Source organism: Polynucleobacter sp. AP-Sving-400A-A2 (assembly GCF_018688155.1).
In the GTDB taxonomy this organism is placed as follows: Bacteria; Pseudomonadota; Gammaproteobacteria; order Burkholderiales; family Burkholderiaceae; genus Polynucleobacter.
Genome location: NZ_CP061312.1, coordinates 2,004,320 through 2,022,265 on the forward strand (window position 1 = coordinate 2,004,320; position 17,946 = coordinate 2,022,265).

The 17,946-nt window shown below is 44.4% G+C and carries 16 protein-coding genes, 2 tRNA genes and 1 pseudogene; 2 read left to right on the top strand and 17 right to left on the bottom strand.

The genetic code is table 11. The features are described from left to right. Positions 1 to 47: 47 nt before the first annotated feature. Positions 48 to 731 (bottom strand): haloacid dehalogenase type II, encoded by a 684-nt coding sequence (locus tag C2758_RS10530; protein ID WP_215328265.1) that lies wholly within the window; start codon positions 729 to 731, stop codon positions 48 to 50. A gap of 149 nt (positions 732 to 880) precedes the next feature. Here C2758_RS10530 and C2758_RS10535 point away from each other — a divergent pair. After that, a pseudogene (locus C2758_RS10535) lies at positions 881 to 2,238 on the top strand (IS3 family transposase). 77 nt (positions 2,239 to 2,315) lie between these two features. Here C2758_RS10535 and C2758_RS10540 read toward each other — a convergent pair. From C2758_RS10540 to C2758_RS10550, 3 genes are all read right to left on the bottom strand, one after another. Further along, on the bottom strand, positions 2,316 to 2,840 hold the full coding sequence (locus tag C2758_RS10540) for a superoxide dismutase family protein (RefSeq protein ID WP_215328266.1): 525 nt from the start codon (positions 2,838 to 2,840) through the stop codon (positions 2,316 to 2,318). Positions 2,841 to 3,046: 206 nt separating this feature from the next. Next, on the bottom strand, positions 3,047 to 3,442 hold the full coding sequence (locus C2758_RS10545; RefSeq protein ID WP_215328268.1) for a hypothetical protein: 396 nt from the start codon (positions 3,440 to 3,442) through the stop codon (positions 3,047 to 3,049). A 110-nt stretch (positions 3,443 to 3,552) separates the two neighbouring features. Next, on the bottom strand, positions 3,553 to 4,155 hold the full coding sequence (locus C2758_RS10550) for a nitroreductase family protein (protein WP_215328270.1): 603 nt from the start codon (positions 4,153 to 4,155) through the stop codon (positions 3,553 to 3,555). A 165-nt stretch (positions 4,156 to 4,320) separates the two neighbouring features. Between C2758_RS10550 and C2758_RS10555 the strand changes: the two genes are divergently transcribed. Further along, positions 4,321 to 4,797, top strand: a complete 477-nt coding sequence (locus C2758_RS10555) for a Dps family protein (RefSeq protein WP_215328272.1) — start codon at positions 4,321 to 4,323, stop codon at positions 4,795 to 4,797. A gap of 213 nt (positions 4,798 to 5,010) precedes the next feature. Here the strand turns inward: C2758_RS10555 and C2758_RS10560 are convergent, their stop codons facing one another. The 13 genes from C2758_RS10560 to rsmB all read right to left on the bottom strand — a co-directional run bounded on the left by C2758_RS10560 (position 5,011) and on the right by rsmB (position 17,946). Then, positions 5,011 to 5,448 (bottom strand): CBS domain-containing protein, encoded by a 438-nt coding sequence (locus C2758_RS10560; protein WP_215328274.1) that lies wholly within the window; start codon positions 5,446 to 5,448, stop codon positions 5,011 to 5,013. A gap of 203 nt (positions 5,449 to 5,651) precedes the next feature. Next, on the bottom strand, positions 5,652 to 6,761 hold the full coding sequence (locus C2758_RS10565) for a sensor histidine kinase (protein ID WP_215328275.1): 1,110 nt from the start codon (positions 6,759 to 6,761) through the stop codon (positions 5,652 to 5,654). Between the two features lie 585 nt (positions 6,762 to 7,346). Then, positions 7,347 to 8,003 (bottom strand): lysophospholipid acyltransferase family protein, encoded by a 657-nt coding sequence (locus C2758_RS10570; protein ID WP_215279282.1) that lies wholly within the window; start codon positions 8,001 to 8,003, stop codon positions 7,347 to 7,349. A 255-nt stretch (positions 8,004 to 8,258) separates the two neighbouring features. Further along, positions 8,259 to 8,333 (bottom strand) — tRNA-Phe (locus tag C2758_RS10575). Beyond that, positions 8,317 to 8,526: a BrnA antitoxin family protein gene (locus tag C2758_RS10580; RefSeq protein WP_068949841.1), complete on the bottom strand. Its 210-nt coding sequence runs from the start codon at positions 8,524 to 8,526 to the stop codon at positions 8,317 to 8,319. Before C2758_RS10580 ends, C2758_RS10575 begins: the two co-directional genes overlap by 17 nt. An 11-nt stretch (positions 8,527 to 8,537) precedes the next feature. Further along, complete coding sequence (locus C2758_RS10585; RefSeq protein ID WP_068949842.1) at positions 8,538 to 8,816, bottom strand: BrnT family toxin; 279 nt, start codon at positions 8,814 to 8,816, stop codon at positions 8,538 to 8,540. Between the two features lie 88 nt (positions 8,817 to 8,904). After that, positions 8,905 to 8,980 (bottom strand) — tRNA-Phe (locus C2758_RS10590). Positions 8,981 to 9,148: 168 nt separating this feature from the next. Continuing rightward, positions 9,149 to 10,483: an FAD/NAD(P)-binding protein gene (locus C2758_RS10595; protein WP_215328276.1), complete on the bottom strand. Its 1,335-nt coding sequence runs from the start codon at positions 10,481 to 10,483 to the stop codon at positions 9,149 to 9,151. A gap of 285 nt (positions 10,484 to 10,768) precedes the next feature. Next, positions 10,769 to 12,973, bottom strand: coding sequence for an OsmC domain/YcaO domain-containing protein (locus C2758_RS10600; RefSeq protein ID WP_215328280.1), 2,205 nt, complete (start codon positions 12,971 to 12,973; stop codon positions 10,769 to 10,771). 107 nt (positions 12,974 to 13,080) lie between these two features. Further along, positions 13,081 to 13,761 carry a response regulator gene (locus tag C2758_RS10605; protein WP_215328281.1) on the bottom strand — a complete coding sequence of 227 codons (681 nt, stop codon included), beginning with the start codon at positions 13,759 to 13,761 and terminating at the stop codon, positions 13,081 to 13,083. A gap of 2 nt (positions 13,762 to 13,763) precedes the next feature. Continuing rightward, a complete protein-coding gene (locus C2758_RS10610; RefSeq protein WP_215328283.1) occupies positions 13,764 to 16,058 on the bottom strand; it encodes an ATP-binding protein in 2,295 nt (764 codons plus the stop codon). Next, positions 16,055 to 16,636, bottom strand: coding sequence for a DUF4390 domain-containing protein (locus C2758_RS10615; protein WP_251369202.1), 582 nt, complete (start codon positions 16,634 to 16,636; stop codon positions 16,055 to 16,057). The genes C2758_RS10610 and C2758_RS10615 overlap by 4 nt, the downstream gene beginning before the upstream one ends. Further along, positions 16,633 to 17,946, bottom strand: a complete 1,314-nt coding sequence (gene rsmB / locus C2758_RS10620) for a 16S rRNA (cytosine(967)-C(5))-methyltransferase RsmB (protein ID WP_215328285.1) — start codon at positions 17,944 to 17,946, stop codon at positions 16,633 to 16,635. The genes C2758_RS10615 and rsmB overlap by 4 nt, the downstream gene beginning before the upstream one ends.

The window sequence follows — 17,946 nt, forward strand, 5'->3', positions numbered from 1 at the left end:
GACTACTTTACGCTCATCGGGAGAGCTTCAGGTTCGGCACTCTGGAATTAAATTACTTCCAACACTTTGCTTAAAGAGCTGCCTTCATAGTTTGGCGTCTCACCAATTTCTTCAAAGGGATGGCCTAGGCGATTAACCCAAAATACATCAAATCCATACCACTTAGCCGCTAGCGCATCCCATGCATTGCTCGATACAAAGAGAACTTCTTCCCTCATTACAGGAAATGCTTTTAATAAAAGTTCATATGCTTGAGGATCTGTTTTAAATAGACGCACATCCTCAATCGTCACCACTTTATCTAAATAGGGCTTTAAGCCATTACTATCTACAACAGTCGCGAGCATCTCTCTGCTGCCATTAGATAATATGGCTGTAGATAAACCTTTTTCTTTAATAGTTTTTAGAACGTTCAGACTATCCTCAAAACTAGTTAACTTGGCATATTGATCCATCAGTCGCTTCTCGTATGCTGGCGTGAGATTCAGATTCATCCGCTTACAGACATAACGCAATGAACGAATTGTCAATTCCCAGAATGGAAGGTAGTGCTTACTGCCATTGGGATTGGGATCACTCATTGTTACTAGGCGCGTGTATTCAATTTGGCGATCTCGCCACATCAAAGCAAATGCCTGGCCATGACCTGGAAATAGTTCTTCTGCCAACTGACCCATGGAGTAAACATCAAACAGTGTTCCATAAGCATCAAAGGCGATTAGCTTGTACATAATTTGTCCTGTATTTTTATTATGAATATCTATTGTCGTTTAAAAAAAGATCCCTGAGTTACTGCATTAAACTCATAAATGAAAAAACCACCCGGATGAACTGACCCCCAAAAGTTGGACGCTATGTCCAACCAAGGGGGTTTTGTTTTATGAGCAAGTACAGCAAGCAGTTCAAGCTAAAGGTGGTTAAAGAGTTTCTAAAGTCAGGCGGTCTTAAGCGGGTAGGTCACTTATTTGAGATTAGTCACTCAGATGTCCGCAAATGGACTTTGGCCTATCAAGCACATGGCCATAGCGGTCTCAATCCCAGCTACCAACGCCATTCCCCAGAGTTCAAAGTCCAAGTTCTGCGGTACATGGCTGTGCATCAGATATCAGCTAGGCCAGCTGCCGCCCACTTTGGGGTTGGTAGTATGACTACGATTTTGCAATGGCAAAAACTCTACAATGAAGGCGGTATTACAGCCCTTGCCAATCGACAGAGAGGACAACCGCCTATGTCCCAATTTAATATCAAAGCATTACTCAAAAAGCCTATCTCGGAGCTCACGCCGGTAGAGTTGCGAAGACGTTTGGAGTACGCCGAAGCACAGGCTGCCTACCTAAAAAAGTTAGAAGCCTTAGCTCAGAGCAAAGCAATAAAAGAGAACAAGCCCAAGTAATTACTGAGCTAAGGCCGTATTACCGTTTACCAGACTTACTACTCATCGCCAAGATGGCTAAAAGCGTTTACTACTACTGGCGAGCAGCCAGTAGTAATCATGAGCCTGATCCTTATGAGTTGGCTAAAGATCGTATTACCCAGATCTTTAATGCCCACTAGGGCCGTTATGGCTATCGGCGGGTGCATTTAGAGCTGCGCAATCAACAGCAATATTTAAACCACAAGACCGTACAAAAGCTCATGGGGCAGCTAGGACTGAAATCCCTTGTGAGGCCTAAGCGATACCAGTCCTTTAAGGGGAATATTGGTAAAGCGGCTCCCAATTTATTGGAGCGTAACTTTGGAGCAAGCAAACCTAATGAGAAGTGGGTCACCGATGTCACTGAGTTCAATATCAAGGGTGAGCGAGTCTATTTATCGCCGATCTTAGACCTTTATAACCAAGAGATCGTCTCCTATGAGATTGCTGATCGGCCACAGATTAGCTCAGTCATACAAATGCTCCAAAAGGCTTTTAAGCAACTAAAACCAAAAGATAAGCCCATCTTGCACTCAGACCAGGGCTGGCAATACCAGATGGGGCTTTATCAACAGGCCCTGCACCAGCAGGGTATTACTCAAAGCATGTCTAGAAAAGGTAATTGCTTGGATAACGCAGTCATGGAGAACTGGTTTGGGATTATGAAAACCGAGTTCTTCTATCAAAAGAAGTTTGACGATGTCGGGTCATTTAAAACAGAGCTTAAGGAATATATCCACTACTAAAACCATGATCGAATCAAGCAAAAACTAAAGGGATTGAGCCCGGTGCAATACCGAACTCAATCCCTCGTGCTAACCTAACTAAACTGTCCAACTACTGGGGGTCAGTTCACGGAGGTGGTTTCTCTTTTTTTGCTAGCCTGGAGCTAGAGTCAATCCTACTTAATCAATCCGCACGCAATTCTGGGGCCTGAGTTGCCCGCTGGTTGTGATTTGTAATCATCTGGATCACGATGCACAACAACAGATTTTCCTAAAATACCAGTTGACCCATTATTCACAGTAAAGCCACTTAGCTTTGCAGAGTAAGTAGCATTGCCATTGGCATCTGATTTGATGTTTGGCATGTCTCCAGCATGATTGGCACCACTTCCGGGCATTCCATGCGCTTTTGTATCTGGATTAAAGTGGCCACCTGCGCTCATAGCATCAGGGGCGGAGCAATCTCCTTTTTCATGAACATGAAACCCTTGCTCAGCATTTGGTTTTAGTCCGGTAAAGTTTCCGGTTACCAAAACATCATGCCCTTGCCATACAAAATTTACTGTGCCTTTTGTATTTGAGCCGGAGCGCGAATCTAAGCTAGCGGACGCTTTTTGACCGGTACCTTGCTCCATTGACTGACAGGCTGCCAGCAACAAAACTGACGCGGCGCCAGCTAATAGAGAAATTTTTTTAATCATGGTTTGCCTCTTTTTGTTTATATAAACTCAGAATAGATCTTGTGGTGACACTCTTCAACTAAAACAAAAACCTTACTAGTAGTAGTCTTATTGACTTACCCTGCCCGAAGGCATGAATTCAAATGAAAAACCACCCGCAGGTGGCTATTCATAGGAGCCAAGAACAAAGTCGGCTAGTGCCAGCCATGCCTTAGGCTAAAACTTTTTTACATCTTAATAATGCGCCAAGCACCTTCTGAGCGACCATCACCCGTTTTATCACCTGGCTTGACATCTTTTGCATAGAAATACAAAGGCATGCCGTTAAACGCTAGCTGCTTTTTGCCATCATCGCGGGTAATCACTGAATAAGCACTAGAAACAGCCGGGCTACCTTCCACCAACAGTGGCGGCCAATTACTCGCGCACATACCATTGCAAACTGACTTGCCTGAACCACCAACATCCTTGCTAAAGGTATACAAGGTCATACTATTATTTCCAGCCAACACACCATCGTTAGCCTTAGTAAATGGCGCCAACGCTACTCCGGTCATTGACGCACAGGCTGCCAAAGTAGCTGTAGCCACCAATGCAATTAATGCACTTTTTATACGGTTCATATTCACTCCTTTTTGGTTGATTTGACACTTTAACCCTAATTTTGGCCTCTCGCTTTGAATCAGATTGACTGGCAATTGCATAGATAAAAACAAGCTAAAGATGTTTATATTCAGAAATGGTTTTCGATAATCATTTCTGTCTTAGGTATAAATCCTGGTTTTGGCCAAGCTGGCTTTATCCCTTTACCAATTACTAGCATGGCGGCAATTGCATAGTCTTTTGGTAAACGAATCAACTCTGCAACCTTGTCAAAATCAAAACCTACCATTGGGCAAGAGTCATAACCCATTGCTTTAGCAGAAAGCATCATCGTTTGAAGCATGATCCCCGCAGAACGCATTGCCTCATCTCTCTGTAATTGCTCTTTGCCAGAGTAGAAAGGATGAATCCAGGGCACCAATATATCTTGAGCTTCCTTGGGTGCATTTACCCAGTATCTCGCAGGATCCTTTTCCCAAGCCTTGATATCGACAGTCACTACAAACAGTAAAGATGCTTCGGTGACTTGAGCCTGATCGTAAGCAGCCTCTCTTAACTTCGCTCTCAGAGCTTTATCAGTAACATTAACCAAACGCCAGTGCTGGATATTAAAAGATGATGGGGCCTGCGTAGCTAATTCGAGTAGCTGCTCTGTCTCTTGCTGAGTCAATTGATGATTAGGATCGAAAGACTTTACGGCCCTGCGCTCGCGAATTGCGTCAAATGTATTCATAGTTTCCTTTTTTGGTTAAATCGAAGCTAAGAGATTCTAGACGCACCTCTTTGGTATTTTACGAATTATTATTACGCCAAGAACACCATATCTTTTAACCATAAAATGGCGCATGATAGCTTAATCAATTGATAACGAGATTCATCTAAGAAGCAGGGACAAAAAATGAGTACAAAAATAGATATTGGCATTAGCGAAAAAGATCGAAAAGCAATTGCAAATGGGTTATCAGGCCTCTTGGCAGATAGTTACTCTTTATATTTGATGACCCACAATTTTCATTGGAATGTCAAGGGCCCGATGTTTAACACCCTTCACACCATGTTCATGGCTCAATACACAGAGCAATGGGCGGCACTTGATTTAATAGCAGAACGAATAAGGGCTCTTGGAGAGCCAGCACCAGGCACTTATAAAGAGTTTTCAAGATTAACCTCGATTAAAGAGATTGAGGGAACTCCCAAGGCAATGGATATGGTTAGGCATCTTGTAAAAGCTCAAGAAGCAACAGCAAAAACCGCTCGCAAACTATTTCCCTTGGTTGAAAAAGCCAATGACCAACCTACCGCTGATCTGCTCACCCAACGACAAGATATCCATGAGAAAACTGCTTGGATGCTGAGAAGCCTATTAGAGGAGTAAATCCCTTCAGCATTGCTCTAAATGACACCACTAACTCAGGGATGTCTAATTGATTTTCTTTTTAAATGACAGCTCGTGATGGGCGCATCCGAAACTAATGGCGCCTTGCCCTGCCAAGCTCTAAAAGAAAATAGCCCAATAAGTGGGCTATTGAGATTCTTGGTGGCTCGGGGTGGAATCGACCAGGGCCCGAGGAATTCACCATTTTAAATGCTAAACACCGTGGCCATTAATATAAGTTTCTAGAAACTTAATCTGACTACCTTGATTTTCAATAATACTTTTTACTAAATCTCCAACGGAAATCACTCCAACCACTTTAGATTCGTGTAGCACAGGCAAGTGTCTGATGTGCTTGTGAACCATGATTGCCATACACTCCTCTAGTGAGTTAGAAAGCGTTACGGTAAGTGGTTTTGCTGTCATTATTTTTGAGACGGCCACTTGTTTTGGATTGTTATTAGGTAACAGCACTTTTATAGCGCAATCTCCCTGTGACACAATCCCCGCCAAAACTCCGTCATCGATAACTAAAATGGCTCTTACTCGATGCTCGCGCATCAGCAACAAGACATTTTCTACGGTATCAGATGATCTTACAGAAAAAATGGTGTTCGATTTTTTCTCAATAACTTGCTTTACTGTTGTCATAAGAGTCTACCTAATGAATTGAAGTTTAACCGTGATCGCTGCTTAATTATTTTTTATTCAAGTGTGATAATTATATTCTGTGGTGCCACCATATTCAAAACACGATTATTAAGTTGACTTAAATAAAATGGCCCAATAAGTGGGCCATGGTTATTCTTGGTGGCCCGGGGCGGAATCGACTAGGCTCGAGGGTGCTGACTCTATCATGTGACTGCTAAGGGTAATTCAATTACAAACTTAGCGCCACCGCCATCAGCATCTTCAAAATGGATCGAACCGCTATATCTAGTGACAATATGCTTACAAAGCCATAGCCCTAGGCCCATTCCGGTCTGCTTGGTTGTACTCAAGAGCTCAAAAAGCTGGGATTTGAATTCAACAGGTACGCCAATTCCATTATCGGAAACTGTGAGCCGCACTAACTGTCCAGCCTTAATTGCTTGAATAGTGATACGACGCTGGAGGGTCCCTGCATTAGCCAAAGCCTGTGTAGCGTTGTTCACTAAATTCAATATCACCTGCTCTATCTCTGCTGGATTAACCTTAATCACCAACCCATCGTCAACTCTTAGCTGAATTTGAATATTCTTAGACTTTAGCTCTGGCTTAACAATGTCTAATACTTTTGCTATCAAATCACCCAGTTGAACCTCTTGAGCATTGGATTCACCTTCTGTAAATATTGACCTGAGGGATTTAACAATCGTAGCGGCCCTCTTGTTGTCGTGCTCAAGAGAATCCAAGACTTCTTTACCTAACGCTAGATTGAGCACCCCTTTTTCTAGCTTCATCTTGAGAAACTGAATATTAAGGCTTGAGGCTCCAAGGGGCTGATTCAGTTCATGAGCAATTGATGCCGATAGAGCGCCAGTAGCCGCAGTCTTATTCGCCTTCATCAGGCCATAGATGAGTCGCTCTTTTTCTTTTAAGAGCTCGGTAATTTTTTCATTTTCTTCTTTGGTACTCTTTAAGGCGTTGGCGATTTCATTTTCTTTTTTTATCTGCTTTTCTAAATAAAAACTGCCAAGAGCTACATAGATCAATATCGTACTACCGTATCCTATCCATAAAAGAGTTAGGGCTAGAGCATCTTGAGCATATAAAAAGAAATTGATTTGGGTGCTTCCAATCAATACCCAAAGAGTTCTACAAGTTTCTCCAAGCAAAGTAAACGTTGTTAAAAAAATTAGCCACTTCACTACTATCGCTCGCTCTACTTTGTAATACTTTATCAACTCCCATATTTGCCATACCAAAAATAACTCTTGAGTAATTGTTATTAAGGCCACCCGATGCTTAAAGGTTTCTGGCATTACCCTCAAGTAGTTATAGAAAAAGAAAATAAATACTGGAATGAGCCATAAAAGTACAGTTTGAATTTTATTAAATGGGCGTTTATTCCAAGAGCGGTATAAAAATATGAGCAGAAAAACCGAAACAATAAATGTGGTGTTTGCTATTGTGAGAAAAAACTTATGCGTCCACAAGGCAGTGCCAAAGCTTAATGAGGATAAGGAAAATAAGCCTACGCTTAACGGCCAATAGATGCTGAATCCACTCACCCGATTGGCTCGGCATTGAAATAGGGCACTTAAGAACAGTCCTAGACCAATTAGCGAAAAAACAATAAAAAAGATTTGGTTGGCTATTTCCATATTCTAAATAGTACTAAAGATGATTAATAATGTCGCTTTAAATGACATCGCAAGCACTGACCTTAGATCAGCGTCGCTTAAATCGACGCAGGACCAGCGCAGGGATGTTTAATTTACGTGTCCTTTTAAAGGGCAGCTCTAGTCAAAGGGGATTTGATTGGTAAAGGTGTAAACCATGTGTCCGGTAAGGGCCCTGAGAATTCTTGGTAGCTCGGGGCGGAATCGACCAGTGCCGAGGATGCCCTAATCTATGGGCGCTAATTCAGCTCCAACAGGTCTTTTGTATCGGTTATAAGACCACATATATTGATTTGGTTTGGATATTATTGACCCCTCAAAATAACGGTTCATTTCTGTACAGGCATCAACCAAGCAATCGGGAAAAGCTTCTGTCATTAGTCGACTTTTAACGATCCAACCCCTCCCCAGACCCAATCTTTCTGCCCCAACAAAAAGGATAGCTACATCAGCTTGACGAGCTAATTTGATTGGAAATGAAGTTGTATAGGCGTATTGATTAAAAAATTTAGCCCATACTCCATCGCCAACACTAGGAACCTGGTCTGCTAATAGTCCAACTACCTCACCCCTTACTAAGGCACGCTTAATTTGACGTACTCCACCAATGTTTGCCTCAACAAATACCATTTGAGAATGCTGGCGAGATTTAAGCATTAACTTATTCACCCACCCCTTTCGAGCAGGCCTATACATTACCGTCGCTCTTGTATGTTCGGCAAAAATACGAGGCACTATTTCAAATCCACCAAAATGTGAAGCAAGAATAATTACTCCCTTTCCATTTTTGGATAACTCAATAATTTGACCTAAGTTTTCTATGGTTGTTTTAGCGAGAGAAGATTTTGGATGTCTCCAAATCCATAGGGTGTCAGCAAACATTATTCCGGATTCAATTGCCGCCCTCCACGGGGTAAATTTGAACCCACAATAATTTGCGGCACTCTGGTGATTTTTATATAAGCGCGTCCGGTACCGAGGGGAGCACAAATAAATCAATAGTCCTATACAAGCCCCAGCCATCTGAATGGCCGCCAATGGCAGTGAGCTAAAGAACCTCAATATAAAATACAACATTGGCCATTTTACGCCCGATCAAAAAAATGCCCCGCACAAAGCAAGGCATTATTTGTTTCTTGGTGGCCCGGGGCGGAATCGAACCACCGACACAAGGATTTTCAATCCTGTCCCCAGACTACTTCCAGCTAAGGTTCAATTTCTTATGCGAAGCGGCGCAATCTCTCAAATAAAGATTAATGAGGCTTTGGTAAGGAATGCCAACCTCTTCTGATACAGATTTGAAGTAGCTCACTGAATCCTCATCCAATCTAATAGTTATGGGCTTCTTGAGCATGGAAGCATATGGATTTTTACGGGCTTTTGAGAAATCATATTCTTTACGCATCTTCATCACCTTTAATAAGCTTTTGACTCTTTAGGGGTTGCCTTACGAGCCGAAATAATACGAACGACATTACCCTCGCTTCGATAACAATGGCAAACCAAAATCACACGAAGAGAATGGCTTACTCCCAGCAAGATAAATCTGTCTTCATCCTCCGAATGATCGGGGTCGGAAATTAACTTAGCACTTTCATCATAAAAAACAGATTTCGCCTCTTCAAAAGAAATGCCGTGCTTTTTAAGATTGGCTGAAGCTTTTCGAGGCTCCCATTCAAATCGCAATGAAGTCATATGTACATTGTACATATATTAATTGGAAGAAGCAAGTCCGCCCGACCAAAAGAAAATGCCCCACACGAAGCAGGGCATTATTTGAGTTTGGTGGCCCGGGGCGGAATCGAACCACCGACACAAGGATTTTCAATCCTCTGCTCTACCGACTGAGCTACCAGGCCAAGAGATGGAATTATAAATGAAACTGTGTTTTAGCTTGGAAAATGTCCAAACTGCGCTCACTCTGCTTAACCTACAGGGAAATCCTGCATGGACGGGGATGTTTAACCCCCCTCAGTGGGTGAGTGGGGATAAAGCAGGAAGCTGAAGTTGCTCTGCATCATATGTGTCTATTGCTTGGCTGTTATTTGAATCGATAACTGCTCGGCTTGTTTTGCAATTGAGCTTGCGGCTATCACATCGCCTAGGCTGCCCATAGTTGGAGGCCCAATCATCCATAAATCTTTCCATTCCCCGCCCGATGCTTTGGAAACTCTATAGTCGCCAGCTACCGCAATCGATTTTCCAAGAGCATCCGGTCTTGCGATTTGATCTGTAATTAGCTTACTAAGCAAAGGATCGCGCCCAACTCCAGTGCAATTGACTATCCGATCTCCCGACAAAGTAGATCCATCTCCCAAAACTACCCTGACTGTTTGCGCCACCTCAATTCGTTTGGCGCGGCCCAATACAAATTGAATCTGCTTATTAGCCTCCAGCTTCCTATAAGAATTAATTGTTTGGGGCGATGCCCTAAAGCGATATAAAGACCAGAGCCAGCCGAGCCGTTTAAAAAGAATTCGGCGCTGGAAATATGAAAATTGCTGCCAAATCATATTTAAATTTGGCCTAAGCTCTTCCCATGCGCTTTGCCACACCACGCTATCCGTTGGTGCAGATGGAAGGTGACTACGAATAAAGCGAACCAATTTAGCAGGGCTTAGGTTTTTCGGCCAATCGGGTTGGCGCTCCCTCTTCCAGAGCGCTTGCATCGGCGGAAAGAGCGCTCTTGGGCATATTACCTTAATCAAGCCTTGATGCCCTTGCCCAACAAGCGCATTAATTACATCAAGTGCAGTTAAGCCTCCACCAAGCAACATGATTTCTTCATGAGCATGAATACTGCCGAGGTCTTGACCCACCCAAGGACTCTCAATGAGTTGCAAAGGGCTCGTAGCCGTCTGAATATTTTGAACGGCGCAGGGCCAGATGGGTGGCGGATTACCAGTTGCAATAATGACCTGTTGTGCAGCAATCGTCTTAAGCTTATCTGTCTCAAGATACCAATGCTCATTAGCCTTATATAGATTGCTTACTTTTGCATCAATATGATCGATCTGATCTGAGCCAAGCTCTTTACTCACGAGCTCAGAAATATAGCGGCCAAAATCATAGCGCCGATAAAAGTAGCCTGCATCCGTTTGTGCTTCAGGGTCATCTATATGCACCTCAGCCCATCTTGCAAAATGTAATGGGTCCTCAGAAAAAACAGATGGAAGATCCTCGCGAACATTAAGCCGAAAAAAAGGGCTAATACAAGTATATGCATTCCCCTTGCCCAACACTCCAGGGCCAATTATGACAATCTTTGAAAAATGTATCCCCCTGCGCAAGAGATGAATCAACGCAGTCGCGGCAGCAAAGCCATCGCCGATAATCGCAATTTCTTTTGTATCTTGTGTCATGAGGAGTTCATTGGAATCAAAATCGAAACTTGCATTGTTTTCTTTGTCTTCCTTAGTACGAAATGCGCACCTGAGCACTGAATAATAGGGCTACTCCTCCCACGGGAACCTTGCACGACTTAATTCTTCCATAATTTCTCGTTTGTTTGGGGCTCTTCTCCTAGTGGTGCTAGTTTCATTTTGAGATGGATTCCGGCAATCATGCTCAGCTCTCGCCTCCGAAAGCTCGGAAGGTGCCATAGATTCTTGATTAATTGGCTTTAGAGGGCTATCGATGCCTAACTCCTAAGTAGCCGCAATTGCCATTTTTGCTCTAGCAGCATGTATTTTTCTATAGCTGTCGATCAAGCGATGATGCCTATCGAGGCCCTCCAGCTTCATGCTTGTGGGGGTCAAGCCGTAGAAGCGGGTAGTTCCATCTACGGATCCAACTACTGCATCCATTCTCTCGTTACCAAACATTCTACGTAAATTGACTATGTAGTTATCAATCCCTAAGTCATCTGCTAGCACTATCTCTAACACTGCATTTAAAGCCTGATAAAACAATTTACGCTCGACCGTATTGTCGTTGTACTGAAGAAAAGCACCAACGAGCTCATGGGCCTCATCAAGGCGCTTTAAGGCAAGATGAATAAGCAGCTTTAACTCCAATACGGTTAGCTGACCCCAGGGCGTATTTTCATCAAACTCGATACCAATCAAGGTAGCGATATCGCCGTACTCATCTAACTCATTATTTTCTAAGCGCTCAAGTAGTGCGCTTAGGCTTGCGTTATCTAAATTCGATAAATTCAAAATATCGGCGCGGAACAGCAATGCTTTATTCGTGTTGTCCCAAACTAAATCTTCAATTGGGTAAACCTCAGAGTAGCCTGGTACCAAGATTCGGCATGCTATTGCCCCTAGTTGGTCATACACCGTAACGTAAGCTTCTTTGCCAATAGACTTAAGAATGCCAAACAAGGTAGCCGCCTCTTCATCATTAGAGCTCTCACCTTTGCCAGAAAAATCCCACTCAACAAAATCGTAATCTGATCTTGTGCTGAAGAAGCGCCAAGAAACGATGCCGCTCGAATCAATAAAGTGCTCAACAAAGTTATTTGGCTCAGTGACAGCTTCACTTGAAAAGGTGGGCGGAGGCAAATCGTTGAGACCCTCCAAGCTGCGCCCCTGTAGCAGCTCAGTCAAACTCCGCTCCAACGCTACCTCTAAACTTGGATGCGCACCGAATGAAGCAAATACTCCCCCTGTTCTTGGGTTCATCAAGGTAACGCACATGACTGGATATACACCACCTAGTGAAGCGTCCTTGACCAGCACTGGAAAGCCCTGCTCTTCTAGGCCCTGAATGCCTGCCAAGATGCTGGGGTACTTTACAAGCACCTCCTGCGGAACATCCGGCAAGGCAATTTCATGTTCAAGAATTTCACGTTTAACTGCTCGCTCAAATATCTCTGATAAGCATTGCACTTGAGCTTCAGCCAGCGTATTACCGGCGCTCATGCCATTACTGACATAGAGGTTTTCAATCAGGTTCGAAGGAAAATACACAGTCTTGCCATCGGACTGGCGCTGATAAGGCAAAGAACAAATCCCGCGCTCACCATTACCGGAATTGGTATCAATTAAATGTGAGCCACGTAACTCGCCATCAGCGTTATAAATACCCAGACAATACTCATCAAGAATTTCTTTAGGTAAGGCATCTTTAAGGCCTGGCTTAAACCAGCGCTCATTCGGGTAATGAATAAAAGCACCATTGGCGATCTCTTCACCCCAGAATGCACCCGCGTAAAAATGGTTGTTACTTAGTCGCTCGATATACTCACCCAAGGCTGAAGCAAGGGCGCTTTCTTTTGTAGAACCTTTGCCATTGGTAAAACACATTGGTGAGTGTGCATCGCGAATATGTAAAGACCATACATTCGGAATTAAATTGCGCCATGAGGCAATCTCAATCTTAATTCCCAGATTAGCCAGCACGCCAGACATATTGGCAATAGTTTGTTCTAGCGGTAAATCCTTGCCAGCAATGTAAGTGCTCAAATTTGAATCTGGCTTTAAAGCCAATAAAGTTTGAGCATCTGCATCTAGGTTTTTAACCACTTCAATGACAAACTCTGGGCCTGCTTGCACGACCTTCTTCACGGTGCAGCGCTCGATGGAGCGCACAATGCCCTGACGATCGTTGGCAGAAATATCTTCCGGCAGTTCAACTTGAATTTTGAAAATCTGCTGGTAACGGTTTTCTGGATCGACGATATTATTTTGAGAAAGGCGAATGTGCTCAGTTGAGATGTTGCGCGTATCGCAATACAGCTTCACAAAATAGGCTGCACACAAGGCTGACGAAGCTAAGAAATAATCAAAAGGGCCCGGAGCTGAACCGTCACCTTTGTAACGGATGGGCTGATCAGCAATCACCGTGAAGTCATCGAACTTGGCTTCAAGGCGCAGCTTATCGAGAAAATGAACCTTTATTTCCATGGGAGTAATTCCGAAATGATATGGGCGCTATTATCCGTCGCAACGGTGATGCCGTGTGCTGCATCAACAGCCTCTAGATCATTAGCGGCAATGATGGGTAAAGCGCCTTATTGTTCAGCCTTATTGCGCGAGGTATCGATTCCTAAAGCTTTTAGCTTGCGATACAAATGAGTCCGCTCGAGACCAGTGTATTCAGAAATTTTGGTCATGCTGCCACCCATAATGATCATTTGATGCTCGAAGTACGCTTTTTCGAATAAGTCCCTGGCTTCACGAAGCGGCAAATCAAAATAGGTTTTTGCAATTCCGCTGATGTACTCACCGCTCTGAACTTGAAAGGCTTGTTCACTGACCACTGCTTTTGTACTTGGGCTTGATGAGGGCGCCACCGACACTTTTTCTTCGGCGGACTCAACATACTTAGGCGAGCTTTCTAAAGCCTTACTCACTGTCTTGAGTAACTTTTGGAGTGCAATAGGCTTTTCTAAGAAATTGAGTGCACCTATACGCGTAGCTTCAACAGCTGTATCAATCGTGGCATGTCCTGACATCATCACCACCGGCATGGTGAGCTGCCCAGTCTTAGACCACTCTTTCAATAAACTAATTCCGTCGACATCTGGCATCCAAATATCAAGCAAAACAAGGTCTGGGCGCATTTGTTCACGAATTGTACGAGCCTGCATAGCGCTCTCGGCCGCATACACGGTGTGGCCCTCATCCGTCAGAATCTCATTGAGAAGCTCACGAATCCCCATCTCATCGTCGACCACCAGAATACTTGCCATTCTTATGCTGCCTCTTTTGCCAGATTCATAAACAATATTGATACTTTTGCACCGATTACTTCTTCCGCCTGCATGCGGTTCCGGATTTCGATTTTGGCTCCGTGATCATCTACTATTTTCTTCACTACCGCCAATCCCAATCCAGTGCCCTTACTCTTCGTTGTTACATAGGGCTCAAAGGCTCTTGCCAATATCTTAGCTGGAAAACCTGAACCACTATCACTTATTGTTAAACGCACCGCATTTTGAGGCACACCATTCAATTCGCCATATGGCACTAATTCTGTTTTTACTTCAACCGGCTCAGATTGATGAACACCCTCAAGAGTAGCATCTTGGGCATTTTGCAAAAGATTATGAATAATTTGTCTGAGTTGCGTTGGGTCACCCATAATATTTGGGGTACGTGGGTCTAGCTGGGTTTTTATGGGGCTTCCTTCATACAAACCCAGAATCTCTTGCGTCAAAGTATTGATCGAAACGGGCCTCAGTTGCGGACTCGGCGTCTTGGCAAAGTCCCTGAAGTCATTCACCATTTGTTTCATGGCCTGCACCTGTCCAATGATGGTTTCCGTACTACGGTTCATCATCTCTTCCTGCTCGGGACTCAATTTGCCGGCCAGCTTATGCTGTAGCCTCTCAGCGGAGAGCTGTATGGGGGTTAATGGATTCTTAATCTCATGGGCTAAACGTCTAGCTACCTCACTCCAAGCAATCGAGCGCTGTGCACTCACTACGTCAGTGATGTCATCAAACACCACCATGCGCAAATCTGCCGTCAATTCAGTGCCACGAATAAACAAAGTAACGCCAGATTCGTTTTCAAACTCGTTTGTACTATGAAGCTGAATCTGCTTTTGCCATACTGGTGCTGATGCATTTTTATCTTTTGCTGCTTGACCGCCCTCCATACCAACAGCTAGCTTCATGGTGGCAAAGCCCTCTTTAATGGCTTGATCAAACTCAATCAGGCTAGGGCTATCACTCAGAGGGCGTCCATCCATTTGCGTTAAATCTTGCCCAAAGATGCGATCAGCGCCGGCATTACTAGAAACCATATTGAAGTTTTTATCAAAGATACAAACTCCGGCAGTTAAATTACCCAATACTGTTTCCAAAAATGATTTAGATTCTTGTAGGGAGTTTCTCGTATCAGAAAGCTGACGGGTCATTACATTAAATTGACGCGTCAACATTCCTAACTCGTCACCCGTATCTAACTCGGGCTTAGGTGATAAATCGCCCTGAGCAACAGCCTGCGTTCCCCTTAAAAGCATCAGCAGGGGCCGGGCCAGCTGACGGCCCAGAATTAAGGCCAAAGTAATTGCAACAAATAAGGCAAAGAACAAGGTTAAGGTCAGCGTACCCACAAACATTTTTCGCAAACCAGTCCGGCCCAATGACTTCTCTTGATAGTCACTATAGGCGGACTCAACCGCAACGATGTTCTTAGCTAACGGTCCAGGAATGAATCGCACTAGTTGTAAAAAATATTTATCGTCTACATCTTTGCCGGAGGCCTGTTTTTTACGAACAATCGGCACAATCGCTCTAACTCGATAACCGCGTTGGCCACCATCCACTTCAATTTGATCTATAAAAGTGGTTCCCTTCTTTTTAAAAGCCTCTGCAATTACTTCGGGGCCAGGCGCAGGAAAATATTTATTGGGGCGTGACTCGCTCGTCAATATGAGAGTACGTCCAACATTAAACAGGCTAACCTCTTGAATGCCAAACTGGTTTCGGGCTCTCATCACTATGGCTGCAACCTGCTCTGAGCTAGTCCCTGAGGGCACTGCGACGATTTGCTCGGCAATATAATTACCCTCGGCCAGAATTTCTTCTTGAGCAACTCGCAGAGTAACGCGCCCTAATTCAAGGCCCGCATCTAGTGCGGACTCTACTTGAACATCGAACCAGGTTTCAATGCTGCGGGATACGAACTGAAGAGAAACTCCATACAAAATTAATCCCGGGACAACGCCAACCAAAGCAAAAATCATCGCCAACTTTGCCACTAGGCGCGTTCCAAAACGCCCTTTGCGCCAACGAATCGCAATCACAATCACTAAGATCAAAATGACCAAAGTCAGACAAATTCCAATTACTACGTTCGCTGCATAGAGCCAAATAAAGTAGTTATCAAAAAACTCCGTATTGGATGTTGCAGCCGATAAGAGCCCCAACAATAACAGCGCAAAGGCGCCAATCAACACCATCGCAGTAGGTAGCGCACGTCTTTTCCAGGCATCTTTCTCAAACGCATTTGACCCAATGAAGTCTAAAGATATCTTCATCGTTTAATCAAGTTAGGGCCGTTTGGTGAAAACGGAAAGCGCACCCAGTCGCTTGAGATATTCCAATCGCGATTGTTGAGCGCATTTACCTGAAATGGCTTGGGCAACTTACTTAAGTCCAAACTCATTCTTAATGCTGCAGTGTAAGACTTGCTCGAATCAATTTGACTGCCATCAATTACACGCCAACCCCCAATGCTTCCCACGGCCTGCAAGGCCTCAAATATCGTGTTCGCAGAAAAGGCAAAGCCTTCAGAAGCAATGCGGTATTGCTGAGTCATTGGCTGATAAGAAAGGCGTATTGATCGCTGAGCAAGCGCAGGCTTTTCATCAAACCAATACCAACGCGACCGCGTTAAATCAAACTCAGTTTGAAAATATAAAACAACGCCTTTTTGAACAGCGTCTTCTAAGCCTGGCGTCAACTCAATCTTAAATGTGGCATTCAAAAGCCAATCGTTATCCACCCGCTCCAGATCGGCAGTTTTGAGCTTGATTCCCTCTGCACTTGCCGCGACAGAAAATAGGCTCAGAGCCATCAAGACACAAAGGGTGAATTGTTTAATGCCTTGGCTCATGGCCCATTTTTCTTAAACAAAGCATAGTAAAAACCGTCATTTAGCTCGGCAGGCAAAATTTGCCCAGGTGCGCTTAATCGTAATGCATCAGCATGCTCTGCAGCAAACCACGTCGCCTGCTCCTCACCCTCCTCCGGGAACACAGAGCAAGTTACATATAAAAGTGTGCCGCCGATCTTTAGGGTCTTCCAGGCTTGCTCCAAAATAGCACGTTGCCTCAGTTGCAAAGCCTTAATATCGGCCTCACGCCGCAAAAAAGGAATATCCGGATGCCTTGCAACAATGCCCGAGGCAGAGCAAGGTGCATCCAAAAGAATTTTGTCAAATAACTTGCCATCCCACCATGCTACCTTTGAGGCATCGCCGCGCACTACACGAACGTCATCAGACTGCAGACGTAAGCGATCTAAGTTGCCCCCAATTTTTCCCAGGCGCTCGCCGTCTAGTTCCAAAGCAGTCATATCGCATTGCGCCAACTCTAGTAAGTGGGCGGTTTTTCCACCCGGTGCAGCACAGGCATCCAATATGCGCTCACCCGGTTTTGGATCCAGCAATACAGCCGCAATTTGTGCGCCCGCATCTTGAACAGAAACCGCGCCACTATAAAAGCCCGGTAAGTCTGAAACTGGTACCGCCTCGTGCAATAACAAAGCAGAATCCAATGTGACCCCAGCAATACTATCAATTGGCTCAGCTGCGATACCAGCCTCGTGCAATAACTTTTGATATTCCTTACGCGTATGTTGTTGCGCATTTACCCGCAAAATCAAGGGGGCTCGTTGAGCCTGCTGAATCAGCATGGCTTGCCAAGCCTTTGAATAGTTTCGCTTCAAGCTAGCTCGCCACCAGGGCGGGAAAAACATCGGAATGGGGTCTGGTGAGTAAGGCTTTTCATTCTCAGTCTGCACCGCGAGACTCACCTTACGAAGTACTGCATTCACCAGGCCCTTGGCATACATCGTAGGCTCATATTCACTACAAGCTTTTACAGCTTGGTCAACGATCGTATGCGCTGCATAACCCTTGCCATCAGATCCACTTTGCAAAAATAAAGCAATCGCAACACTTAATAAGTACTCTACCTCTAGCGGGGGCGTCTTTGGAATAAATTGTTGAATGAATTCGTGTGATCTCACCCACTTACGCAAGGCATCAAATGTGAGGCTTTGAACAATAGGTCGCTCATGGGCATCTAGCTGATCTAATACTTCCGTGAGTGATCGACCTACCATCACCTCACCGATTGCTTGGGCAGAAATAGTGATTGCCTCTGATAGCGGAAGACTACGTGGTATTTTTTGATCGGTCAA